The sequence below is a fragment of the Stenotrophomonas sp. GD04145 genome (genome assembly GCF_029835135.1).
Classification (GTDB): Bacteria; Pseudomonadota; Gammaproteobacteria; order Xanthomonadales; family Xanthomonadaceae; genus Stenotrophomonas; species Stenotrophomonas maltophilia_P.
This window is the reverse complement of record NZ_JAODZG010000049.1, coordinates 1-23,871: the sequence shown is the minus strand read 5'-3', so window position 1 is coordinate 23,871 and position 23,871 is coordinate 1. Positions and strand designations below refer to the sequence as shown.

Sequence of the window (23,871 nt, the reverse complement as noted above, 5' to 3'; positions counted from 1 at the left end):
CAGCAGCTGGCCGAGTCGGCAGGCAAGCAGCAGGCGCAGCTGCCTGGCGAGGCAGCCGAACTGCCGGTGGACACGACGCTGACCGAACTGCAGGAGACTCTGCGCGCGACCCACAGTGGCAGCGCGGCGGGCAGCATTGCCGGTGGCGACGGCGAAGCGCCGGGCTGGAGTGCGCCTGTCCTGCTGGGCAGTGGCGTGGCCGGCGTGCTGAGCCTGACCCCGGCCGACCAGGTGTGGGTCAGCGGCACCCACACCACGCTGGCCAGCGGCGTGGCACTGAACTGGATGACCCAGGGCTCACTGACGATGGCCGTGGCCGGCGGCCTGGTGCTGTACACCGCCGGCATGGAACCCAGCAGCGAGAGCCCGAGCCAGGAGCGCGGCATCGCGCTGCATGCGGCACAGGGCAAGGTGAGTGCGCGTGCGCACAAGAACCAGGCGATCGTGGCCGCCAAGACGCAGGTGCGCATCGCCAGTACCGAAGCGGACGTGCAGCTGTCGGCGCCGAGCAAGCATCTGCTGGCGACGGCGGCCGGCGCCTACCTGCGGATCGAGGGCGACAACATCGAACTGGGCGCGCCGGGCAAGGTGGAATTCAAGGCGAGCCAGCGCGAATGGCTGGGGCCGGCGAGTGTGGTGGGGCAACTCGCCGTGCTTGCCGCAGATCTCAAAGCGTGCCCAACCAAGGACAGTCAGCTGGCAGCTGCCGGCGCTGCAACTATCTGAAATGAATCATCACTCGCTTGAATCGTTGATCCGGGATGTCGGTGAAAGATTGCATGGTCCGCGCCAGCCGCGCTGGGCAGGCGCAATCATCGATCCATTGGTGCGCGACCCACTTGATGATGGGCTTGTCGCGGAGCTGGGAGCAACCAAACTCAGAATCAATGTGCCGCTTCGTGACAAAACGCCATCGCGTCTTCCGTACCTGCTTCTGCTGGAAGCAACCTCTGATGGCGTCGCGCTGCTGCACGCCACCTGCCTTGAGGCAATGGAAGAGCAGCGGAACCCCGATAGCGAGGCAGAGCACGGGTTCGCCATTGGGCCTTGGATCGGCTTCGACTCCGAGCCTGATGAGATCGCCAGACATTGGGCCACGATCTGTACGATTCGAGTAGCCGGGCAGGGACGCCGGTATCTGCGCCTCGCGGATCGGCGGGTACTCAAGTGGCTCTGGCGCCGCCTGGACGCCGCCCAGCAGGCCTTCATGGCAGGACCCATGACGCAGATCCTGGTGTTGGGGCGAGATTCGAGTGTCGCTGAACTCCGCGTGTCAATGACACCACAGCGGGAGCGCACTGGGCTCCGATGGAAGTTCGATGGGAGCAAGCTCGACGAGTGCGAGGCTGTGCAGAGCATGCTCAGAGGATGGCGGCGATTCGCACCAACCGTTCCGGCAAACTACCTCGATCTGGCCGAGTTCGCGCTATCCGAGGCGCAGGCCGCTGGCGCCCAAAGCCTGCATGATCGAGTGCTCCTCGGAGCGTGCGCCTTGCAGGTAGACAATCACGTTCTCAGGTCGCCAGAGCTTCGGCGACTTGTTGCCACATCCCAAGCACAGGCCACGAATCTCGCTTTGGCCCTTGCTGCGATTCCCGATAGCAGGTGGGACGCCATGGCACTGTCTGTCCGACAAGGCGGATCCGGCGCTCGCTATCTGGAGGCCACTCAAGGAGGGAGCATTCATGGCTTCAGGTGATAGCAATCAATATTCGAGCAACGCCATCACCGCTGCCAGGAGAACCAAGACGTGCGGTGCTGGCGGTTGCGCGTCATGTGTCAAGTCTGGTCTGCCCGTGTTGCTTACCCGGCCGGGGCTGGCGGAAGCACGATACGCGGCCAGATCAGCCGTGCAGACACGTCAACTGATGGCCGGGCTTTCCGCGCCCGACCTGAAGTTCTCCGACTATGTCATGCGTGCGCTGAGGACAGGGTACGTCTACGTCTACTATCAGACTCCAGCAATGCATGCGCTGATCGGTGGAGAAGGTTGGGAGGCTTACGCTGTCGACGAGGCAGGCTATGTCAGCCCCATTCCGTTGGAGAATCCACCTCTGCCAGAGGAAATGCCGCGCTTCAGTTGTGAGCGCGCGGCGGGCTATGCCGCCGCTATGCTGATCAACATCAAAGAGCCCTCCCGTGCTGGTGAGGTCTGGATAGGTTTCAGCGAAGTGCCGCTATCCGTGAAGGTAAGGCAGAACTACGCGGCAGACCCGGAGCTTCTGAACCAGCGTTTTACTCGCCTGAACGCGTCCACCGGTCAAAGCAGCCGTGCGATGGTGCTCACGGATGGTGCGATACAGGGCGCAATTGCGGACTACGACGTCGAGCGCGGTCGCCTGCTTGAAGGCCTGCGCGGAAATCCCCATCGTCCCGGGCAGGTAGCGCTGGACAAGAATGGCAAGGTCCCGGAGAAGCCCGCCTCGGAAGATGCGCAGACCGAAGAGCGACGCGAATCCGCCAAGGACGTTGCCGCGGCGGCGGCTGCAATCGCGGGCGCATCCAGGGATCCAGCCGCCAGGCAGCCTCTGATCCTGGGTGTCAGCGACCCGGTCGGCATGGCCCACGAAGCCGCGCATCTGCGCTTGACGCTGCCCAGCAAGGCTGTGACGTGGTTGATGGCGCAAAACGACGGTGCGCGACGCCTGCAGACTGCAGTGACGCTGGTGGGGCTTCAGCAGATGCTGGTCGAGCAGGCCAGGGTGCGGGAGGCTGACTTCCGTGATCGTAATCCGCCTGCGATGTCCGCAATGGATCTTCGTGCGGAAATGATAACGAAGACAGAGTTCGAGGCTCGCCAGAAGGCAGGCATCGTTCCTTCGTCCGCAAGCTGGTCGCCGCTCGCTATTCCCATGAACGGCCCGTGGGGTAAAGGCGTCGCCTCAAGCGGACAGAACGGCTACGGCACTGTACACGTAGCCGGCGGCGCTTTTGAGGCCGACGCGCTTGAGCTGATCGAGAAGATCAAGAAGAAGGCGTCGGGCAAAACTCGCGACACCGTCACCGGAAAGTTACTGGGCTGGGAAGACTACCTGAAGGAGTTTGGTAGGTTCTCCGCTGAGGACAAGGCACTGCGCAAGCACATCCAGGGGGATCACCGCGATCTTCTGTCGTGGAACGGCCGCAAGCTGGTCACCGGGTTCGATTTCGATGAGACGAGCCCCGAAGATGGCATCTACTACAGCCAGGTGGTCGCCAACCTGTTGCACGGCGGGCCCATCGACGACGAGGCCGTGGAGTGGTACGCCGACTTCGTAAAGGATGATCCCAGCAACAAGGACAATCTGCTGGTCAGGGCCATGCTGGGCAATCAGAAAGATGCGTTTGAGCAGTTTTCCGGGTGGAGCGTCGAAGAGGGCCAGAGGAACAAGGCCACTGACATTCTGAACAACCTGCTGGATCTGGCAGAGAAACTGAGCGAATCCAACCAGGGCGGGAAGGCGGCCGCGCTGGCCGTGAAGCATGTTGACACGCTGCGGGTTCTTGCACGTGCGTATGCCAGCCCGCTGATAGCGATGGTGGGCGCCGTGGCGCTCGGCGCAGGGAACGTGAAGAAGGCGCTCTCTCCGCTTCTGTACGACCGTGTCATGGCGTTGTTGAGCAGCATGGTCAAACGAGCAGCCCCGCAGATTACACATCTGATTGTTGATGCCCCTCTGCGGATGGCAGGGCGCGTGTGGCGGGAGGTCTCAAGGGCATTCACTGCGGCTGCGGCCGACACGCCGGCCGGCAAGCGCAATGGCGTGAAGAGCCTGGTGATTGGAAGCGGAAGCTCTCTCCAGCTGGCAGGTGCCGGTGAAGCGGCTGATACGCGAGTGAAGCTGCATCTGTGGACCAACCAGAGTGAAGAGCAACTGCGCGCGCTTCAATCCACGGTCCAGCCGGGGCAATCCGTGGCATATGCGCGGCCAGCACCGGGATCGATGATGACGGGAGTTGTAGTTGCGGCTGCTCCCATCACGATGGGGTCCAGCGGTCTGATGAGCCTGGCTTCGGCTACCCCCAAGGTGATTGCCGATGTGCCTACGGTGATGAGTGCCGGTGCCGGCATCATTCAGGCAATGGAAGTTGCCAAAGCGTGGAAGAAGATGGAGGTTGGCACGGCGAAGGAGCGCAGAGATGCCATCTTCAGTTTCTTCTCGGCAGGGTTAGGAGTGGTCTCGGCATTCCTCGATGTCGCGAAATCGTACGCGCAGAATGTTCTCAAGAAGGGGCTTGCCAAGCGTCTGGAGGCCACGGTTGCTCTGTTTGCGGCTATTGGTTCGTTCATTGATTCGGCGCAGGCCTTTGTTGCTTCTGCGGACGATTTGAAGAATGGGCGCGGTGGTGCTGCTGCAGTGCATGTTACTCAGGCTCTTTCTGCATTTGCGGGCGGGGGCGCGCTCGCTGTATACGCCGCATCCTTGTTCGTGCAGAGTATCGGCGCTTCCACTTCATGGCTTGGCTGGGGCATCGTTCTTGTGGTTATCGGTTTTGCGCTCGGTTTTGTTGCTTCGCTTCTAATGACGCTTCCCCTTGAGGATTGGGCGGCTAGGACTATTTGGGGGAGTTGGATTTCGACCCGTTGGGTCACGCAGGAGGAAGAGCTTGGAGAACTCAATAAAGTTCTTTTGGGTGTTGAGGTGGATACGCAGTATAGAAGCGCGTTCAGCTGGAAGAATTTCGCATCTGCGGATGACGTGATCGTCGGTGATGCAGTGAAACGCATGACCGCCCATGACTCCGGCGCGAGGTTCACTAGGGAGTTTTTGGTCACGCTTAAGCTTGTAGAGCAGATTCGGAAACGGCTGGGAATAAGTATTCTTGTGAGCGGTCAGGGAGCGGCAGGGATGGAGAGCATCGCCCGCTATTCCACCGATGAGTTGGGCAATGCCGGAGAGAACTGGGGCCGGGGCGTATCAGAAGGCAGGATGGATCATGCATCGGTTGAGGCATTGACAATATCCGGCCATGTTGAGAGTGGTCGATTCTCGGCTTTGGCGGTGGAGCTCACAATTCGAGACGCTCTTGATGGAGGGGACGTTATTGTCTATGAGAGGGTGGTGGTTGAATGAATAGACCGAGGAAGCGGTATGGCGACGTTCTGGTTGAAGAGTGGGAGGGCGAGGAGCCCTTCTTTGATACGGATTTTGCAAAGAAGCGAACTAATGGCGCCGGGCAGGTTGGTGTAGCTCAACCGCGCCGAATTCTGAATTCTACTGACGATGTCCGAGTTCATAGTGGTCCCTCGTCGTCCGAAGTTGTTCTGGCGGCCTATGAGAACGGTATCCTGATCAGTGGGCTGAGAGGTAATGCAAGTCTTTCTATACTGGCGTGGTTCGGATTTCTTCCTGCTTTAGGTCTTATTGCAGTAGCGATCTTTTGTGCAAATGTACTGTTTAGATTGGGCGCCAATGCTGTTTTTGAGCCCGGCATTGCCATTTCTTTTTTCTTTATTTCAATAGCTGGATTTCTGTTTGGTATTGGTTTAATTAGTTTTTTATTTCGTGTTCTTGTGTTAATGCCATCGGACTTTCCTGTAATTTTTAATAGGAGTACGAAGGATATATGGGTGGCTGTTCCTACGCTGCCATCGTTTGTCCGGATACTTGAGCTCCATCCGGTGAGGTTTGAACGTTACAGCTGGGCAGATCTTCAACCTCGAACGTATAGGATCTTAGAGGTTACTCCAGGGGCGAGCTCTGCCCGCTGGATCTATATTCTTACCTTAGTCTTTGGTCAGAAAAATGATCCAAGAAGGGTCGCCTGTGAAATGAATATCGGCTTCAAAGGCTGGGGAGACGATTTCGAGCTGCTGCAGCTTTGGGAGCACATTCGCCAATACATGAACGATGCCGGCCCGGCTTTGGACCAAGGCGAAAAGTTCAAGACCTTCAGCACGGGCCGACTTCCCAAGTTCCCGGATGAGGCAATGGCGGCCTTGGGGCGAAAGCTCTCGGAATCCGAGGCTTGGGAAATTACGAGGGCCTAATGGCCCTGTTATTGGCGGCGGGCCAGATGAAATGTGAGCTCTAAAGAGCCCCGCTGCTGAAAAACGGAGGAGGTCGGTCTACGAGAGGATTTTGGGTGAATGAATAGACCCAGGAAGCGGTATGGCGACGTTCTGGTTGAAGAGTGGGAGGGCGAGGAGCCCTTCTTTGATACGGATTTTGCAAAGAAGCGAACTAATGGCGCCGGGCAGGTTGGTGTAGCTCAACCGCGCCGGATCCTGAATTCCGCTGACGGTGCCCGAGTTCACAGTGGCCCCTCATCGTCAGATGCAATACTGGGGGTGTATGAGAATGGAGTGGTTGTAAGTGGATTGAGAGGAGCTTCCAGCTTATCCGCTCTTGCGTGGTTTGGGCTAATTCCGTCGTTCTGTATGATTTTGATTGGCATTTATTGCGCGCATCTTATTATCAAGCTTGGGGAGGGTTTTGCTCAAGAGCCAGGGTTGGCCCTTGGCATTGGATGTGCTGGCTTGTTCGGATTATTTTTTGGGTTTAGTACATTCAGTGTGCTTTTCCGCGGGTTGGTTCTAATGCCGTCCGATTTTCCGGTCATATTTAATAGGGGGACTAAGGAGGTATGGGTGTCTGTGCCCAAGATGCCGTCATTCATACGGATCTTTGAATTTCATCCGGTGAGGTTTGAACGGCACAGTTGGGAAAGTCTTCAACCTCGAACATACAGGATCCTCGAGGTCACTGCTGGCATGAGTTCTGCTCGCTGGACATACATCCTGACGATGGTTTTCGGACGTGAAGACGACCCCACGAAGGTCGCCAGTGAGGTGAATATCGGTTTCAAGGGCTGGGGAGATGATTTCGAGCTGCTGCAGCTTTGGGAGCACATTCGCCAATACATGAACGATGCCGGCCCGGCTTTGGACCCGGGCGAGAAGTTCAAGACGTTCAGCACGGGCCGACTTCCGAAGTTCCCGGATGAGGCAATGGCGGCCTTAGGGCGAAAGCTGTCGGAGTCTGAGGCGTGGGCTGCTCCAGACACTTGACGCAAGATCGGCCGCGTCGGCATTTGACCTGCCCCGGTTTGTAGTCTCGACAACCACGATCTGGCGTGTCGGCCGTGAGCCTCTCCCCTCAGATGGGAGGAGAACCTGAGAATAGGGGATTACCGTGCCGCCGCAATCGCCTTCACCCGCGCCCTGGCCAGTGCTTCACCAATCGCCGGGCCTTTCAAGTGCGTCGTATCCAGATCCCGTGCCTGTACCGATAGCGCCGCCTGATGCAGGCGCTTGAGCGTTTCGCCCTGCGGGTAGTCACTGTCCTCGAATCCCAGCCGTCCGCGCTTGTCGGCCTCGCAGCACACTGCGATGCGCGCGATGCGTTCGGGCCGGCGCAGCGCGTCGCAGCGACCGAGCAGTTCCAGCACGGTGGCATCGCGGAGCTCGTCGATGCGGTGCACGTTCAAGTGCTCGCGGCAGACCGCTTCCGCCAGCTGCTGGTGTTCGGCCGGGACCTTCAAGCGGGCGCACAGCGCCTTCAGCGGCGTAATGCCGCGCTGCTCGTGCATGATGTGGCGCGGCCATTCCTCCGGCGGGGTGAGGCCCTTGCCGAGATCGTGGGTGAGCGCGGCGAAGCCGACCAGGTCATCGCCCGGGGCCAGTCCCGCTGCCATGTCACTGACCATCTCCTGGTGCAGGCCGGTGTCGATTTCCGGGTGGAACTCGGCACGCTGCGGAACGCCATACAGCGCTTCCAGCTCGGGCAGGACTGGGCCCAGTGCGTGCGCCTCGTGCAGGGTGCGCAGGAACGCCGAAGGCCGTTCGCTTGCCAGCGCCCTTCGTAGTTCCTGCCAGACGCGCTCTGGTACCAGCGCGTCGAGCTCACCGCTGGCAGCGACCTCGCGCATCAGCGCCATGGTTTCGGGGGCAACGGTGAACCCCAGCGGGGCAAAGCGGGCCATGAAGCGGGCCGCGCGCAGCACGCGCAATGGATCTTCAACGAAGGCAGGACCGACGTGGCGCAGCACGCGCTGCTCGATGTCACGCACGCCGCCGTAAGGATCGACCAGCGCACCGCTGTCTTCGTCGCAGGCAATGGCATTGATGGTGAAGTCGCGGCGCTGCAGGTCCTCTTCCAGCGTTACCGCCGGATCGGCATCGACCACGAAACCGCGATAACCGCGGCCGGATTTGCGCTCGGTGCGGGCCAGGGCGTATTCCTCACCGGTCTGCGGATGCAGGAACACCGGGAAGTCCCGACCCACGGCGCTGAAGCCCTGCGCTTCCATCTGCGCGGGCGTGGCACCGACCACCACCCAGTCGCGGTCGCCGGCGGGACGCTGCAGCAGGCGGTCGCGCACGGCGCCGCCGACAAGATAGATCTTCATGGCGGGGATGATGGCATGCCCGGCGTGCAGAGCCGAATCAGTCGCCGCCCTGGCCCGCGTCCGCCGGACAGCTGAAGCTCTTGCGCTTGTCGACCAGGCGTCCCATCAGGCGGTCGCTCAGCGGCAGGGCGTCACCGTTGAGGCGCCAGTCGTAGATCACGCTGAAGGCCAGCACGCGCGCGACGTACTCGCGCGTTTCCTTGTAGCTGATCGTCTCGATCCACAGGTCGGGATCGAAACCGGGGCGCTGGCTCTGCCAGCGTGCCGTCGGCGTCGGACCGGCGTTGTAGGCGGCGATGGTCACATAGGGCAGGCCGTCGTACTTGTTCATCAGCTGGCGCAGGTAGGCGGTGCCGATGGCGATGTTGGTGTCGGGGTCGTAGAGGCTGTCGGCACCGCCGTAGCCGGTCAGGCCGATGGACTTTGCCACGGCGGCACCGGTGGCCGGCAGCACCTGCATCAGGCCCATCGCATTGGCAGGCGAGCGCGCGCGCGGAGTGAAGATGCTTTCGGCGCGGATTTCCGCAGCGACCCAGGCCGGATCGATGGCATTGCGCGCCGATTCGCGGCGGATCGTGGCGTCATGGTGCAGGGGGAAGCGCAGATCGTACAGGCGCTGTTCCTGCGGCTGCTTGCCGAGGGAGAACACCGCGCGGTCGAACCAGCCATTGTCCTGGGCCACCCGCACCGCCAGTCGGCGCTGGGTGTCATCGAAGCGCGACAGCGCGCTGTTCCATTCGGCCACCGCCCAGCCGGCGCGATCGATCTGGAACAACGCCACTGCGCGCTGGATGGCAGGATCGCGAGCCACTGCGGCCTTGGCCTGTTCGCTGTCGTTGGGTTTCCACGGGCACAGCGTGTAGCCCTGCTGGAGCTTGTCGGCCGCGAGGAAGCCGTGGAAGGTGGGCGTGCGCGCGGCCTCCCGGAACAGCGACTGTGCCTGCTGTGCCTGCCCGGTCTTCTCCAGCATGCGTCCTTCGTAATAGCGCCAGCGTGGATCATTGCGCTGTTTCGGCCCCATCTTGCGGATGGCCGCCAGGGTCGCCGGCCAGTCGCCACGCGACATCGCTTCGCGCACCCGCCATTCATGCAGGCGCTCGTCGTAGGCGGCGTCGGGGACTGCATTGAGGCGCCGCGCGGAATCAGGCAGGTAGGAGGCAACCGTCCACAGCGCGATCTGATAGCGCACCTGGGCCTGCTGCTCGGCACTCAGGCCCAGGGCCTGCGCGTACTGCGGCAGCTGCTGCTCGGTGGCATCCGGATCGGCCTTGGCCAGCTTGACCAGGCCATCGGTGGCGATGCGCCGGCTGCGATCATTGCGCGGCCAGTTCAGTGCGCTGGCGTTGGGCTTGTCGACAAACGCAGCATAGGTGTTGGCCAGCGCCAGGTCGGCGGCGGGAAGCCCACGCGCGGCGCTGCGCATCACCGCCGGCTGCTGCGCGTCGGCGGCCGCGTCGATGCGCTCCCAGCGCAGTGCGTCGCTCAGGCCCCCCTGGGCCTGCAGCACGGCGAACACCGCATCGCAGCCGTCGGGCAGTGACTTGCCGTTCCGGCGCCACAGCTCCTGGGCGTCGCTGATCCACTGCGGATCGACGCCGCCGGTCACCTGTCGGGCGGTCAACTGCGCACAGCGCAGGCCCAGATTGTCGGTAGGCGCCCAGTTGGCAAGCAGGGTGGGCCAGTCCTGCCGGCGTGCCACCGAGGGCAGCCACACGCTGCGGAAGGTGGTGGCCACGGCCTGGCCCTCGTAACGCTTGAGGAAGGCCTGCGCCTGCGCGGTGTCGACCGTGTCGATGTTGCGCCGCAGATTGGCGTACTCCAGCCAGCCATAGGCCGGATGGCGGCTGAGCGCGGCGGCCTGGCCGGGATCGAACTGGCCGCGTTCGGCAGCGGCGATGGCGGCTTTGAGCTGCGCGTTCTGGGCATCGAGGGACTGGGCACCGGCGCAGCCGATCAGCAGCAGGGAGGCCAGCGGGAGCAGGGACAGGGCGGTCGAAGAGCGTCGGGTCATGGCGCCAGCATAGCGGGCACTGGCTGAATTCAGTTTCGCATCGCGTGCACGCCAGACAAAGGCAACGGCGGCTGAATGCAGGTGCATGCAGCCTCTGCCGCAACGGCGGGATGCCGGCGTAACGTCAGAGCCGGGCGAACCGCCCGGCTGCAGGGAGCGGCACATGGCGTTCAGTAGCGCAGGAAGGAATGGCCCGCTGGCGGAGATCAATGTCACGCCATTGGTGGATGTGATGCTGGTGCTGTTGATCATCTTCATCGTGACCGCACCGATCGTGGCCCGGCCGATCGCAGTGCAGTTGCCGCAGGCGACCGATCGCGTGGTCGCCCGGCCGGACCCGCCGCCGCCGATCGAACTGCGTCTGGATGCAGCCAACCAGCTCAGCTGGAACGGCCAGCCTCTGGCCATTGCCGATCTGCAGTCGCGCCTGCAGGCGCAGGCGGGTAAGTACGCCGGCAACCTGCCGGAGCTGCGCATCGCGACCGATCCGGCGGCCGAGTACGAAGGGATGGCACGGATCCTGGCGGCGGCCGAGGCCACCGGCATGGAGCGCATTGCCTTCGTGCGCTGAGCAGCGGATGAGGGGCTGTCGATGGACAGCCCCTCCACCAAGAGTGCTTTGGAGCACTCCGCGGATGCCGGCACCAGCTGTCGCAACAGGCGCGTGGTCAGCGCGCCAAGGCTGGAACACGACACACAATCTGTCGCTATCTGATGCGATTGCCCGTCAATCGCGTCAAGCCCGCGTGAAAGGGTGTCGGTCATCACGCCGTGATTTTGACTACTTGTTTACAAAGGAGACGCTGCCGCCATGCAGGAGGGGCGTACGGCAGCCAATGTCCCGACATTCCTTTGGAGAGAGAGCGAATGAATCACCTGCACCACCGCCCCCTGGCGGTTGCCGTCGCCCTGTGCGTGACTGCCCTGGCACCGCTGGGCGCCGCCGCACAGTCCACCACCAACCTGGACGCGGTCGAGGTCACCGGTACCCGCATCAAGCGCGCTGAAGTGGAGGGCCAGGTTCCGATCCAGACCCTGACGCGCGGCGACATCGAGCGCACCGGCCTGAGTTCGATCGGCGAAGTGCTGCAGCAGCTCACCGGCTCCGGTTCGGCGCTCAATGCCAAGTTCAATTCGTCCGGCAACTTCGGCTTCCCCCCGGATGGCAGCGGCGTCGGTGCGGGTTCGGCGCAGGTCGATCTGCGCCACCTGGGGGCCAAGCGCGTGCTTGTGCTGGTCGATGGCATCCGCTGGGTCAATGAGTCATCGGCGTCGGGTGTCGGCGCCGCGACCGATCTCAATACCATTCCGCTGGCCATCGTCGAGCGCATCGAAGTGCTGGAAGACGGCGCGTCGTCGCTGTATGGCTCCGATGCCATCGCCGGCGTGGTCAACATCATCACCCGCCGTGATTTCGATGGCGGCCAGGTGACCCTGAACTACGGCGAATACAGCAAGGGCGACGGCACGCAGAAGGGCGTGGACCTGGCCTGGGGCAAGAGCGGTGATCGCTTCAGTCTGTTCCTCGGCGCCAGCTGGACCAAGCAGGATCCGGTGTATGCGAAGGACCGTGAACAGTCGCGCTTCCCGATTCCCGGTACCGGCCTGGCCTTCGGCAGTGGTGCCATTCCGCAGGGCCGCTTCGCCTTCGTCGACCCCAACACGGGCGCGCAGCAGAACATCGTGCCCAACACCGGCGTGAGCAATCCACGCTATGACGGCAGTGCCGGCTGCAACCGCACTGACGACTACCACTGCTTCACCAGCGCTGACCGTTTCAACTTCGCCGAGTACAACATGGTGCTGACGCCGTCGGAGCGGAAGGGCCTCTTCGGTCAGTTCCGCTTTGACATCACCGACAACGTGCAGTGGTACGTCAAGGCACTGGGCAACCGTCGCGAGTCGACCAACCAGGCTGGCCCCGAGCCGCTGTTCTTCGGCCCCGATGGCGCCACCGGCAATCCGCTGGCCGACAACATCACCATCTCGGCGCTCAATCCCTACAACCCGTTCGGCTTCGACCTGGTGTCGTCCGGCAACATGAGCCTGGTCGGCCGCCGCCCGGTGGAAGGTGGCGCGCGCGTGTTCGAGCAGGAGGTCAACACCACGTACTTCGCCACCGGCCTGGTCGGCAACTTCCAGGCGGCCGACCGCAGCTGGTTCTGGGACGTCAACGGCATGTACAGCAAGAACAAGGCCGAACAGACCAACTACGGCAGCTACAACATCTACAACGTCAACCTGGCGCTGGGCGATCCGGCGGCATGTGCGGCGACGCCGGGCTGCGTGCCGCTGAACATCTTCGGCGGTGCCGGTTCCATCACCCCGGACATGCTGCGCTGGATCCAGCCGGTGGTACGCGACCGCAGCCAGAACGAGCTGAGTCTGTTCACCGCCAATCTGTCCAGCGATCTGTTCAACCTGCCGGCCGGCCCGCTGTCCTTCGCCACCGGTTACGAGTACCGCAAGTACGAAGGTTGGTACCAGCCCGACCCGTTGACGGTGATCGGTCACTACAACGGCGTGCCGTCGCAGCCGACCTCCGGCTCGTACGACGTCAATGAAGCCTACCTGGAACTGAGCGTGCCGATCTTCGCCGATTCGGCACTGGGCAAGAAGCTCGACCTGAGTCTGGCAGGCCGCTACTCGGATTACTCCACCTTCGGTGGTGAGTTCACGCCCAAGTACGGCCTGCGCTGGCAGGTGACCGATGACCTCGTGCTGCGCACCACCTATGCCGAAGGCTTCCGCGCGCCGTCGATCGGCGAACTGTACGGCTCGGCCGCGCGCGCGGACCTGCAGCTGTTCGATCCGTGCTCGATCGGCCTGGGCGGCACGCCGCCGCGTGGCAGCGCCGCCAACTGTGCCGCGCTGGGCGTGCCGGCCGGCTTCCAGCAGGCCAACTCGCAGATCTCGGTGACCACCGGCGGCAGCCGCGAGCTGGAACCGGAGCGTTCACGCAGCTTCAGTGCCGGATTCGTCTGGAGCCCGTGGTTCGGCAACAACACCTCCTGGTCGGAGCGCTTCGACGTGGAAGTGACGTTCTACCGCCACAACATCGATGGCGCGATCCAGGCGATCAACGCGCAGACCCAGCTGGACCTGTGCGTGGATACGCTGGATCCGGTGTACTGCGATGGCATCACCCGTGCCAGCACCGGCGCGGTCAGCAGCTTCAACAACCGACTGACCAACCTGGGTTCGATCAAGACCGATGGCTGGGACGTGGATCTGTTCTGGACCCTGCCGCAGACCTCGATCGGCCAGTTCAAGCTGGGCTGGAAGAACACCTTCGTCGGTCGTTACGAGGCCACCGGTGCGGCCGGCCAGCGGCAGCCACAGAAGCCGGGCGTGGAAGTGGCCGACAGCTCGATTCCGGAATGGACCAGCAACGCCAGCATTGGCTGGACACTGGACAACTGGAGCGCGAACTGGACGGTGCGGCACATCTCCGAGTTGACCGAAGACTGTGGCGACGCCGTGGCGTTCCCGGTGTGCAGCAACCAGGTGGAGGGCACCAATACGCTCTCGGCGACCACCTTCCATGATCTGCAGGTGGGCTACAGGATCGACTGGATGAAGGGATTGCAGCTGACCGCCGGCCTGAACAACGTGTTCGACAAGGATCCGCCGATCTGCCTGTCGTGCTCGCTGAACGGCTATGACGCGTCGACCTATGACATTCCGCGTGGCCGCTACTGGTACCTGCGCGCGGACCTGCGGTTCTGATGTGAGGGGGGCAGCGCCGGACACTCCGGCGCTGCCTTGCGGGTGTAGAGCCGAGCCCATGCTCGGCTGATTCCCTGCAGCTGATCAGAACGACCAGGTGAACGTCAGCGAGCCGTTGCGGCCATCGCCGTACGCACCGTAGCCGTTGATCTGCGAGAGGTACTGCTTGTCCAGCAGGTTGTTGAGGTTGGCCTGCACGCTGAACTCCGGCGAGATGCGGTAGCGCACGAAGGCGCTGACCAGGGCATAGCCGCTCTGCTCGATGCGGCCGTAGGCCGGGACCGCGTAGTAGATGCGGTTCTGCCAGTTCGCCCCACCGCCGACCGTCAGTGCCTGCAGCGACTGCGGCGTGTAGCTGGTGAACAGCTTCAGCGCAGTCTGCGGCAGGTTGGTGTTGATGTCGGCATCGTTGGCATCCTTGGCCACGTAACGCGAGGCACCGAAGGTCGCGTTCCAGCCCGGGGCCAGCTCGCCGTTCAGTTCGAATTCGAAGCCGCGGCTGACCGTGCCGCGCGCGGCGCGGTAGGCGAATTCGTTCTGGCTGCCCTGCACCGGCTCACCGGTGGCCTGGCCCACGTTGTCCTGCTCGATGCGGAACACCGCCAGCGAAGCATTGAGGCGGTTGTCGAACCACGCGCCCTTGACGCCCACTTCGTAGCTCTTGCCATCGACCGGATCGAGGTAGCTGCCGTTGCGGTCCTTCAGTGTCTGCGGCTGGAAGATCTCGGTATAGGCGGCGTAGGTGGAGAAGGTATCGTTGATGTCCAATACCAGGCCGGCATAGGGCGTGGTGACCTTGTGCGAGCGGTCCGCACCTTCGCCTTCACTCTTCCAGTCGGTGTAGCGTGCGCCGACGATGAGCTTCAGCGGGTCGGCCAGCGACAGGCGCGTGGCCATGTAACCGGCCTTCTGGGTGATGGTGCCTTCGCTGGCCAGCGCCAGCGGGTTCCAGTTCGGCTCGGAGATGTCGCCGGTCCAGCCAAGGTAGCTGGTGAACGGGTCCCAGCTCTGGCCGGGGCCGCCAATCTGGTAGTCGCCGTAGTTGGCGTACTCGCGCTTGTTGTAGCTCAGGCCGGCCATGAACTGGTGCTCGCGGCCGAACAGCCGGAACGGGCCGTCGATATAGCCATCGACCGCGTTGACTTTGCGCTCGGTGTTGTAGAAGCCGGCCGACGGCGAGATGCCGGTGCCGGTGGTCCTGTCGAAGAACGAGGCACCACTGGTCCAGTCGTTGTACGCCGGGTAGAACAGCTTGTCGTCGGCCTTGGTCTCATCGTGGGTCGCACCGACCTTGAACTTCCAGCCATTGCTGAAGGCGTGCTGCAGGGTGGCGAACGCACGCTTGCTGGTGGTGTCCCAGTAGGTCCAGTTCGGACTGGCGTTGAACGATTCGTCGTAGCCGGTGGCCGAGCCGTCGGAGAACAGCATCGGGAAGCCGCCCCAGGTCGCACCATTGGCGCGCTTCTGCTGGTAGTCGTAGCCCACGCTCAACTGCGTGTCCGGAGTCAGGTCGGCGTCGATCACCGCGTAGCCCAGCGTCTTGTGCTGGTTATAGCGGTCCATCTGCGCGTCGGTGTCGAGGTAGCTGCCGATCACCCGGCCACGCACGGTGCCGCTGGTGTTCAGCGCGCTGCCCACGTCCACGGTGGTACGGGTACGGCCCCAGCTGCCGACGTTCACCGATACGCTGCCGGCCAGCTCGGCGCTGTCGGCATGCTTGCGGATCAGGTTCACCGAGGCGGACGGGTTGCCTGCGCCACTGAGCAGGCCGGTGGCGCCGCGCACCACCTCCACGCGGTCATACAGGGCGAGGTCCAGGCCGGAATCGCCGTAGCTCCAGTTCTGCACCATCTGCGTGGGCAGGCCATCGAACTGGTAACTGTCGATGTAGAAGCCGCGCGCATAGAACTCGGTGCGCTCGCTGTCCGATTGCGTGCTGGTCACACCGGTAGTGTTGGCCAGCACGTCGATGATGTCGTCCAGGTTCTGATCTTCGATGCGCTGATGGCTGATGATGCTGACCGACTGCGGAATCTCGCGCGGCGTCAGGTCGAAGCGGGTACCGGCCGAGGTGCGGCGCACCGAGTAGCCCTCCGCGCGCTCGCCCTTGACCACCACCTTGTCGAGGGTGGTCGCATCGGTGGCAGTTTCTGCGAAGGCGGTCGGGGCGATGGCGCAGAGTGCGGCGAGCACGGCAACGGACAGCCGCTGAGGCTGCGGGATACGGAATGCAGGACGGTTCATGGGATTCCTGGACGAGCATGCGCGTTCGGCCGACATCCAGGAGGCGAGGCGCTAAGGGTAGGGGAAAGGCGGGCGCGCCTTCCTGGCGACGCTGCAATCGAAAGGAATGTTAATACGAACTATTCCTATTTACAAATCATGAACAGGGGCGCGCAGCACCGGATCGTCAGGCTGCTGCGGGAGATCGCCGTCCGGCGGCTTAGCGGCGCAGCAGTGGCAGAGGATCCCGTGCGCCGTCTGCGCCGTAGATGCCCCAGTGCAGGTGCGGCGGGGTGCCCTTGGCGTTGCCGCTGTCGCCGACGTGGCCGAGCAGATCGCCCGCGGCCACCACCTGGCCGCGCGCCAGGCCTGCAGCCCAGCTCTCCAGATGGGCGTAGTAGTAGCGCTCGCGGCCGGGGCCGATCACCCAGACCTGACGGCCGCCCAGGCCGCCTTCCCGCACCTCGGCAACCACGCCCGGGGTCGCGCTGCGGACCGGGGTACCCCGCGCGGCGAAGATGTCGATGCCGGCATGGCTGCGGTCGCGCCCTCGCGGCGCGCCGAAGGTATCGGCGATCTGGCCCGGCCGCACGCCGTCCACCGGTACCGGCAGCTCGGTGGCCGGTGGCATCCGGGCCAATGACCACAGCATCTTCGGCGCTTCGGCCCAGCGGCTGTTCCAGACGGACAGGGCGGCAACGACGGTGACGACCAGCAGGAACGCACGCAGCAGCCAACGGCGCAGCAGGCGGGCGGAAGACGTGGAGGGTGTGCGGGGCGAAGGATTCATGCCGCGCCAGTATGGCGCGGTGGGTGTCGAGGCCGGTTCATTCCAGGGGGACTTCGAAACTGCGCTTCAGCGTGGACAGTGCCACCGCGGTGCGGAATCGTTCGATGTTGTCGTCGCCACCGAACAGCCGCTCGCTGATGGCGTCGTATTCCTCCATCGAGGTGGCCGAAAGCACCAGCAGGAAATCGCCGTCACCGGTGATGGCATAGCACTGCTGCACCGCCGGGTCGTCCTGCATGCGCTGCTTGAACGGCGCCACGCGATCACGCTGCTCGCTGACCATGCGCACCTCGACGATGAGGGTCAGCGGTCGGCCGATCCGCGCCGCCGCCACCACGGCCACATTGGCCGCGATCACACCGCTGTCCTGCAGACGCCTGATCCGTCGCTGCACCGCCGGCGTCGACAGGTGCACGGCTTCGGCGATCTCCCGCTGTGGCAGCGTGTTGTCCCGCTGCAGCAGGGTGAGGATGGCGCGGTCGAAGCTGTCCAGCACGGGGGCAGTGGCCATGGTGAGCAGAAGTTGCATGGACGGGCCGGTAATTGAGCCAAGTGCTCGCCGTCGACGCAATAGACTGGACGCATGCAGACTTCACGATTTGCGCCGATGTTGCCGGCGCTGGCAGTGCTCGGCTCGGTAACCGCGCTGTCCGTTGGCACGTCCTATGCAAAGCACCTGTTCCCGCTGATCGGCGCGCAGGGCACCAGCGCGCTGCGCGTGGGCTTCTCCGCACTGTTGCTGCTGCTGTTCTGGCGGCCCTGGCGCTGGAAGACCCGCCGCGCGGATGCGATCACCATCCTGCGCTACGGGCTCACGCTGGGCCTGATGAACCTGCTGTTCTACATGGCCATCCGCACGATCCCGTTCGGCATCGCGGTGGCCATCGAGTTCACCGGGCCGTTGACCGTGGCGATGCTGTCGTCACGGCGCCCGATCGATTTCCTGTGGGTGGGATGCGCAGTGGTCGGCCTGCTCCTGCTGTTACCGCTGGGCGGTGCGGCGGCACTGGACCCGGTGGGCGTGCTGTATGCACTGGGTGCGGCGGCGTGCTGGGGCCTGTACATCGTGTTCGGCAAGCGCGCCGGCCACCTGCATGCCGGCCATTCGGTGTCGCTGGGCCTGCTGGCGGCGTCGCTGGTGGTGGTGCCGGTCGGGGTGATCCATGCCGGCGCGGCCCTGCTCGATCCGAAGATCCTGCTGGCGGGCCTGCTGGTGGCACTGGTGTCCAGTGCGATTCCGATGTCGCTGGAGATGGTGGCGCTCAAGCGCCTGCCGAAGGAAACCTTCGGCATCCTGATCAGCATGGAGCCGGCGGTGGCCGCGCTGTGGGCGATGCTGTTGCTGCACGAACACCTGCATGGACTGCAGTGGCTGGCGATCGGCTGCACCGTGGTGGCTTCGGTGGGGAGCACGATGACGGCGCGGCGGTCGAAGGCGCCGGCATTGCAGGCGGGGTAGCGCTGGGCCATGCCCGGCGGATTGGGTTCCGTTCGCCGGCCATGGCCCGGCGCTGCCGATCAGCGCAGGGCGCTGGCCGGTACGTCGATGGCCATGGCCAGCGCCAGATGGTCCGAGAAGGCCGCCGGTACGGCTTCGACCGCGCGGGTCTGCAGGCTGCTGCTGACCAGGATGTGGTCGATGGCGCGGTCCGGGCGCCAGCTGGGGAACGTCGGCACGATGCAGCCTGGAGGCTGCAGCCGGGTCTTCTGGTACAGCACCTGCATTTCCGGCCGTTCGGCCAGGCAGTTGAAGTCACCCATCAGCACGGCATTGGGATGGTCGGACAGCAGCTCGGCGATGAAACCGAGCTGTGCCATCCGCGAGCCGGCACCCAGCGAGAGGTGGGCCACGGCCACGGCCAGGCCGTCCCTGCCATCACCGAACCTGGCCAGCAGCACGCCACGCCCGCCGATGCGGCCGGGCAGGGCGTGGTCCTGCACCTCCACCGGCTCCAGTTTGCTCAGCAGGCCATTGGCACTGGATGCCACCCCGCCCATGCGCCGGTTCGGCTGGTGGCTCCAGTAGTTGAAGCCTGCACGCTGCGCCAGGTAGTGGGTCTGGTTGGTGAAGCCCGAACGCAGGCTGCCTGGATCGGCTTCCTGCAGGCCAACGATGTCGTGCCCACGCGCCAGTGTGGCAATCGCATCAAGACTGCTGCGCTTGCGACCCGCCGGCAGCGCATGTGACCAGCTGCGGGTCACATAGTCGCTGTAGCGGCGGGTGCTGGAGCCGGCCTGGATGTTGGCCGTCAGCAGACGCAGGGTCCGTGTAGAGGGGGAATTCACGGCCGGGGACAGCTTCTCTTGGATCAGTGAGCCTGGGCCGCACCGCGCTCGCGGGCGATCAGGTGGTCGGCGATGCGCAGCATGTCCGGGAAGCTCTTGCCCTTCACCAGGTACTTGCCGTTGACGATGATCGACGGGGTGCCGCTGATCTGGCTGCGCTGCGCGAACTGCTTGGCCGAGTTGGTCTTGGCATTCACCGCGAAGCTGCCCATGGTGGCGGCGAACTGCTTCGGATCGACGCCGTAGCCGGCGTAGAACTTGGCGATGTCCTCGACCGAATCACGGCCGCGTTCGCCCTTCAGGGTCTTCTGCGAGTGGATGGCGGCGTACAGCGCCTCGTGGGTCTTCTCCTGCACGCCCAGCGTCTGCGCGGCATAGAAGGCACGGGCGTAGTCGTCCCAGGTGCCGCCGAACATGGCGGGCACGTAGACGAAGTTCACGTCGCCCGGCAGACCGGCTTTCCACGGGCCGACCAGCGGCTGGAAGGCGGCGCAGGCCGGGCAGACGTAGCCGAAGATCTCGACCACTTCGACCTTGCCGGCAACCGGCTGGAAGGGCTGGCCGTTCGGAATTTCCTGGTAGTCCTCACCGGCCACCGGCGCCGGACCGGTCAGTGCGGTGGTGGTCGGGGCCGGAGCGGCCGCCGGAGCGGCTTCGGCGGCCTTCTCGCCTTCGGCTGCCGGGGCCGCGCCTGCGTTGTCAGTGGCCGGTGCCGCAGCGGGCTCGGTGCTGGCTGGGGCGGTGGTCGGCTCGGCCGGGGCGGCGGAGGTGTTGGCGGTGCCGTCGTCGGCCTTGCAGGCCGCCAGGATCGGCAGCAGCGCTGCGAGTGCGAGGGCGTAGCGGATCTTCATGGAAGCGTCTCCAGCATCTGGAATGGTGGGGCCGGCGGCGGGCGCCGGCCAGGGGGAAATGATGACACGCGGCGGCGACAGCGCCGTGTCGGGAGTGGGCGTTGGTTCAGCGGCCGCGGTTGGCGCGGACCTGGGCGATCAGCGCCGAGGCAATGCGCAGTTGGTCGTCGAAGCTGTTGCCGCGGACCAGATACTGGCCGTTGATGATCAGCGCCGGGGTACCGGGGATGCGGGTGCGCTGGGCGAATGCCCGCGCCGCGTCGACCTTCTTCTGCACGGCGTCGCCCCGCAGGGCCTGGGTGTAACGCTCGGGCGCCACGCCGTACGCCTTGTAGAAGGTGGCGAGCTCATCGGCCGAGACATTCTGCATCGGCAGGGTGCCCTGCTCGTGCAGAGCCTTGAACACGGCCGCATGGCTGCGCTTGGCGACGCCGACTTCTTCGGCGGCGTAATAGGCCAGCGCCCAGGCATCCCAGGCGCCCCCGAACGCCGCAGGCACCGGAGTGAAGCGCACATCCGCCGGCAGCTTGGCCGCCCAGGCTTCCAGCTGCGGTTCGAAACGCGCGCAGTGCGGGCAGGTGTAGCCGAACACCTCGACCACTTCGATCTTGCCGGCGAGCGGCTGGAACGGACCGGCCTGGGCGATGCGCTCGTAGTCGCGACCTTCGACCAGCGGGGCTGCGGCAGGGGCGGCACTGGCGGCCATCGGCAGCAGCACCAGCAGGGACAACAGCAGGCGGGGAATCAACCTCATCGACACGCATCTCCGTTGAAAAAGCAACGCCGGCGCAGTCGCCGGCGTGAAGGAAACATACCGCAGGCGCGGGCCGTGGTGGCGGCCCGGGCCGACCAGTGGCGGTCAGGGGGCGGCGGCCGGTCGTGCCGGTGTGGCTTCGGTGGCCACGTCGTCGGCCCGGTTGTGCAGGCCCTGCAGGTAGCTGGACAGCGCCTGCACTTCCTGTTCGGTCAGCTTCTGTGCCACTGCGGCCATGATCTGGAAGTGCGCCTTGTCGGTTTCGTTGGTCTGCCCGGCCTGGTACTCCTGCAGGCGGCGCGCGACATAGCTGGCGTGCTGGCCACCGATATGCGGGTAGGCCGGGCCCGGGTTGCCGGCGCCGCTGGGGCCGTGACAGGCCATGCAGGCCGGCAGCCCGCGCGACGCGTCGCCGCCGCGGTACAGCTGCTGGCCGATCTGGTAGAACTTCATGCCCTTGTAGGGGCCTTCGGTCACCGCCGTGTCGTCGGCGATGCCGGCGGTGGCCTTCTGCGTGGCGAAGAACGCGCCGATGTCGCGCATGTCCTGCGGGGTGAGGTTCTGCACGAACGGCACCATCGCCACTGCCGCACCGGAGCTGCGCTGGCCGTTGGCGATCAGGGCCATCTGCTGGGCGACATAGCGCTCGCTCTGGCCGGCGATGGACGGGTACATCTCGACCGTGGAATTGCCGTCGGCACCATGGCAGGCCGCGCAGGCCGCAGCCTTGCCCTGGCCAGCCTTGGCATCGCCCCAGGTCGTCTTGCTGAAATCCACCTCCAGCGAGGCGGTGTTGATCGGCCCGTTGTCGGGCAGCGGGGTCAACGTGGTCTGCGCGAACGCAGCGGCGGCAACAACGACAGCAGTGGCAAGGGCGGATACGGCAAGAACGCGAGCGTGGCGCATGCTAAAGCTCCGTATGGACCGGGCCGGGCGGTGGCCGCCGGCATCGCCCGGATTATCAACGGCGTTTCCACGCACGGTCAACGAAGCAGTGCAGCAAAATCCCCGCTGGGGCCGTCGGCACGGGCGCGCGGCGCCGCAACATGCGATCCTATGCGCATGTCATTGCTCCTTGAACGCGCCCGTTACCACCTCTCGGCCCACAACGCGCGGCAGCTGCCGCCCGACGAAGGGGCCGAAGTGGCCTTCGCCGGCCGCTCCAACGCCGGCAAGTCCAGCGCCCTCAATGCGTTGACCCGGCAGAATGCCCTGGCCCGCGTCTCCAAGACCCCCGGCCGCACGCAGCAGCTGGTGTTCTTCCAGATCACCCCGGAAGCAAGCCTGGTCGACCTTCCCGGCTACGGCTACGCCAAGGTGCCGCTGGAGCTGCAGGCGCACTGGCAGGCCTTCATCGACAGGTACTTCCGTACCCGGGAGGCACTGAAGGGGCTGGTGGTGGTGATGGACATCCGCCACCCGCTGAAGGACTACGACCGCCAGATGCTGTCTTACGCCGTACAGCGCGGCCTGCCGGCGCATGCGCTGCTGACCAAGGCCGACAAGCTGGGCCGCGGCCAGCAGATGCAGACGCTGCAGAAGGTGCGCAAGGAACTGCAGTCGGCCTACGGCGACAGCGTCAGCGTGCAGGTGTTTTCCGGTGAGGACCGCACCGGCGTGGACGAAGCCCGTGCCGTGATCGGTGGCTGGCTGGGCCTGGAATAACCTCTCGCCCGCCGGGCATGGCCCGGCGCTACCGGATCGGTGGGTGCCGACCTTGGTCGGCACACCCTCACAATGGCGAATACTCCGCCGGCACCCAGGCATAGGCTTGGCCTTCCCTGCGCACGTGGCCCAGGCCCGGGAAAGGCAGATGCGCACCCGCCACCCACCACGCCCCGGCGGTGGCCTGCTGCAACAGACTGCGGCGGCTGGCCGTGGCCGCCTTGCGGTCCGAATCGGCCTCGAACGCGGCTTCCGGGTGGGCGAACTGCACCGCGTGGAAGTGCAGCACGTCGCCCCACACCAGCAGTGACTGGCCCTGGCTGTCGAACCGGTAGGAGACGTGGCCGGGGGTGTGGCCATGGGTATCCATCGCCAGGGCACCGCCTGGGAGGGCATCGCCAGGCTGGAAGGTACGCAGGTGGCCGCTGGCCTGATAAGGCGCCACGGCGGTTCGGGCGAGCGGGAAGGCAAAGCGCACGCCCTCCGGTGCGGTGGTTTCGCTGGCCGGGTTGAGCCAGTAGTCCGCGTCGGCCCTGGACAGCCACACCGTCGCGTTCGGATAGGCCGGCTTGCCCTGCGCGTCGAGCACGCCGCACAGATGGTCAGGGTGGGCGTGGGTCAGCAGGATGTCGTCCACCTCGGCGGGATCCACGCCTGCGGCACGCAGGTTGCCCAGTACCTGGCCCAGGCCGGGACCGAAGCACTGTGCGGTGCCCGTGTCGACCAGGGTGAGGTGATTGCCCTGGCGGATCAGGTAAGCATTGACCGCGGTCTGCAGGCCCTTGCTGTCTTCGGGGACATAGCGGCCTTCCAGCAGGCGGGTGACCAGCGTCGGCGGCACGTCGACCACTTCCTGCCGGCCGAGTGCGACCACGCCATCGAACAGGGCGGTGACCTGCAGGGTGCCGATGCGGTGGTGATAGACGCCGGGCATCTGCCGGGTGGGTGCGGGTGAGGTGGCTTCGGCGAGTGCGGTCAGCGGCAGCGCAGCCAGGGCCAGCAGCAGGGCGCCGCGCAGCGGCAGGTGATGCAGGGTCATGAGGGTTCTCGATGGAGGACGGGCGGTTCCGTTGCGGCTAGCGTGCCGCGACCTGTGTGCGCGCGGCGCTCAAACCGCTGCGCGGAATGCTCAGGGAGTTGGGGCTGGCAGGGCTGCGCCCTGCACCCGCAGAGGCAGCGGCCGAAGCAACAGCAACAGCGGGCTGTCCGTGGGATGGCGGGGTGGGTCCGG

19 protein-coding genes are annotated in these 23,871 nt (G+C 64.8%); 9 read left to right on the top strand and 10 right to left on the bottom strand.

Annotated elements, in window-relative coordinates; all coding sequences use genetic code 11:
• From N7367_RS16785 to N7367_RS16765, 5 genes are all read left to right on the top strand, one after another.
• On the top strand, positions 1–726 hold a 726-nt coding region (locus N7367_RS16785), incomplete at its 5' end, for a DUF2345 domain-containing protein (protein WP_279942822.1).
• Position 727: 1 nt separating this feature from the next.
• Positions 728–1,699: a DUF4123 domain-containing protein gene (locus tag N7367_RS16780; protein WP_279942821.1), complete on the top strand. Its 972-nt coding sequence runs from the start codon at positions 728–730 to the stop codon at positions 1,697–1,699.
• Positions 1,686–5,054 carry a T6SS effector BTH_I2691 family protein gene (locus N7367_RS16775; protein WP_279942820.1) on the top strand — a complete coding sequence of 1,123 codons (3,369 nt, stop codon included), beginning with the start codon at positions 1,686–1,688 and terminating at the stop codon, positions 5,052–5,054. The genes N7367_RS16780 and N7367_RS16775 overlap by 14 nt, the downstream gene beginning before the upstream one ends.
• Positions 5,051–5,971 carry a DUF6708 domain-containing protein gene (locus N7367_RS16770; RefSeq protein WP_279942819.1) on the top strand — a complete coding sequence of 307 codons (921 nt, stop codon included), beginning with the start codon at positions 5,051–5,053 and terminating at the stop codon, positions 5,969–5,971. The genes N7367_RS16775 and N7367_RS16770 overlap by 4 nt, the downstream gene beginning before the upstream one ends.
• Positions 5,972–6,070: 99 nt before the next feature.
• Positions 6,071–6,991 carry a DUF6708 domain-containing protein gene (locus N7367_RS16765; RefSeq protein WP_279942818.1) on the top strand — a complete coding sequence of 307 codons (921 nt, stop codon included), beginning with the start codon at positions 6,071–6,073 and terminating at the stop codon, positions 6,989–6,991.
• A gap of 119 nt (positions 6,992–7,110) precedes the next feature.
• Here the strand turns inward: N7367_RS16765 and N7367_RS16760 are convergent, their stop codons facing one another.
• Both N7367_RS16760 and N7367_RS16755 read right to left on the bottom strand, forming a co-directional pair.
• On the bottom strand, positions 7,111–8,331 hold the full coding sequence (locus tag N7367_RS16760; RefSeq protein WP_053519875.1) for a multifunctional CCA addition/repair protein: 1,221 nt from the start codon (positions 8,329–8,331) through the stop codon (positions 7,111–7,113).
• Between the two features lie 37 nt (positions 8,332–8,368).
• Entirely contained in the window at positions 8,369–10,342 is a 1,974-nt protein-coding gene (locus N7367_RS16755; protein WP_164153033.1) for a transglycosylase SLT domain-containing protein, read from the bottom strand.
• A 163-nt stretch (positions 10,343–10,505) separates the two neighbouring features.
• Between N7367_RS16755 and N7367_RS16750 the strand changes: the two genes are divergently transcribed.
• Positions 10,506–10,913 carry a biopolymer transporter ExbD gene (locus N7367_RS16750; RefSeq protein WP_053519873.1) on the top strand — a complete coding sequence of 136 codons (408 nt, stop codon included), beginning with the start codon at positions 10,506–10,508 and terminating at the stop codon, positions 10,911–10,913.
• Positions 10,914–11,209: 296 nt separating this feature from the next.
• On the top strand, positions 11,210–14,071 hold the full coding sequence (locus N7367_RS16745) for a TonB-dependent receptor (protein WP_279942817.1): 2,862 nt from the start codon (positions 11,210–11,212) through the stop codon (positions 14,069–14,071).
• Between the two features lie 84 nt (positions 14,072–14,155).
• On the opposite strand, the gene fhuE is transcribed toward N7367_RS16745, so the two are convergent.
• From fhuE to N7367_RS16730, 3 genes are all read right to left on the bottom strand, one after another.
• The gene (fhuE, locus tag N7367_RS16740) at positions 14,156–16,315 is read right to left on the bottom strand and encodes a ferric-rhodotorulic acid/ferric-coprogen receptor FhuE (protein WP_279942816.1); all 2,160 of its coding nucleotides are present in this window, start codon (positions 16,313–16,315) and stop codon (positions 14,156–14,158) included.
• A gap of 199 nt (positions 16,316–16,514) precedes the next feature.
• On the bottom strand, positions 16,515–17,084 hold the full coding sequence (locus N7367_RS16735; RefSeq protein WP_053519870.1) for a M23 family metallopeptidase: 570 nt from the start codon (positions 17,082–17,084) through the stop codon (positions 16,515–16,517).
• Between the two features lie 37 nt (positions 17,085–17,121).
• Positions 17,122–17,595: an Lrp/AsnC family transcriptional regulator gene (locus N7367_RS16730; protein WP_279942815.1), complete on the bottom strand. Its 474-nt coding sequence runs from the start codon at positions 17,593–17,595 to the stop codon at positions 17,122–17,124.
• Positions 17,596–17,667: 72 nt separating this feature from the next.
• Here N7367_RS16730 and N7367_RS16725 point away from each other — a divergent pair, with 72 nt between their 5' ends.
• Positions 17,668–18,543, top strand: coding sequence for an EamA family transporter (locus N7367_RS16725; RefSeq protein ID WP_197572194.1), 876 nt, complete (start codon positions 17,668–17,670; stop codon positions 18,541–18,543).
• 59 nt (positions 18,544–18,602) lie between these two features.
• Here the strand turns inward: N7367_RS16725 and N7367_RS16720 are convergent, their stop codons facing one another.
• The 4 genes from N7367_RS16720 to N7367_RS16705 all read right to left on the bottom strand — a co-directional run bounded on the left by N7367_RS16720 (position 18,603) and on the right by N7367_RS16705 (position 21,881).
• Positions 18,603–19,370, bottom strand: coding sequence for an endonuclease/exonuclease/phosphatase family protein (locus tag N7367_RS16720; RefSeq protein ID WP_053519867.1), 768 nt, complete (start codon positions 19,368–19,370; stop codon positions 18,603–18,605).
• Positions 19,371–19,393: 23 nt separating this feature from the next.
• On the bottom strand, positions 19,394–20,221 hold the full coding sequence (locus tag N7367_RS16715; protein WP_065181743.1) for a thiol:disulfide interchange protein DsbA/DsbL: 828 nt from the start codon (positions 20,219–20,221) through the stop codon (positions 19,394–19,396).
• A gap of 106 nt (positions 20,222–20,327) precedes the next feature.
• Complete coding sequence (locus tag N7367_RS16710) at positions 20,328–20,975, bottom strand: thiol:disulfide interchange protein DsbA/DsbL (RefSeq protein ID WP_053519865.1); 648 nt, start codon at positions 20,973–20,975, stop codon at positions 20,328–20,330.
• A 105-nt stretch (positions 20,976–21,080) separates the two neighbouring features.
• Positions 21,081–21,881: a c-type cytochrome gene (locus N7367_RS16705; RefSeq protein WP_065175142.1), complete on the bottom strand. Its 801-nt coding sequence runs from the start codon at positions 21,879–21,881 to the stop codon at positions 21,081–21,083.
• Positions 21,882–22,037: 156 nt separating this feature from the next.
• Here N7367_RS16705 and yihA point away from each other — a divergent pair, with 156 nt between their 5' ends.
• A complete protein-coding gene (gene yihA, locus N7367_RS16700) occupies positions 22,038–22,640 on the top strand; it encodes a ribosome biogenesis GTP-binding protein YihA/YsxC (protein WP_053519877.1) in 603 nt (200 codons plus the stop codon).
• Positions 22,641–22,707: 67 nt separating this feature from the next.
• On the opposite strand, the gene N7367_RS16695 is transcribed toward yihA, so the two are convergent.
• Positions 22,708–23,679, bottom strand: coding sequence for an MBL fold metallo-hydrolase (locus N7367_RS16695; RefSeq protein WP_128990477.1), 972 nt, complete (start codon positions 23,677–23,679; stop codon positions 22,708–22,710).
• Positions 23,680–23,871 lie beyond the last annotated feature (192 nt).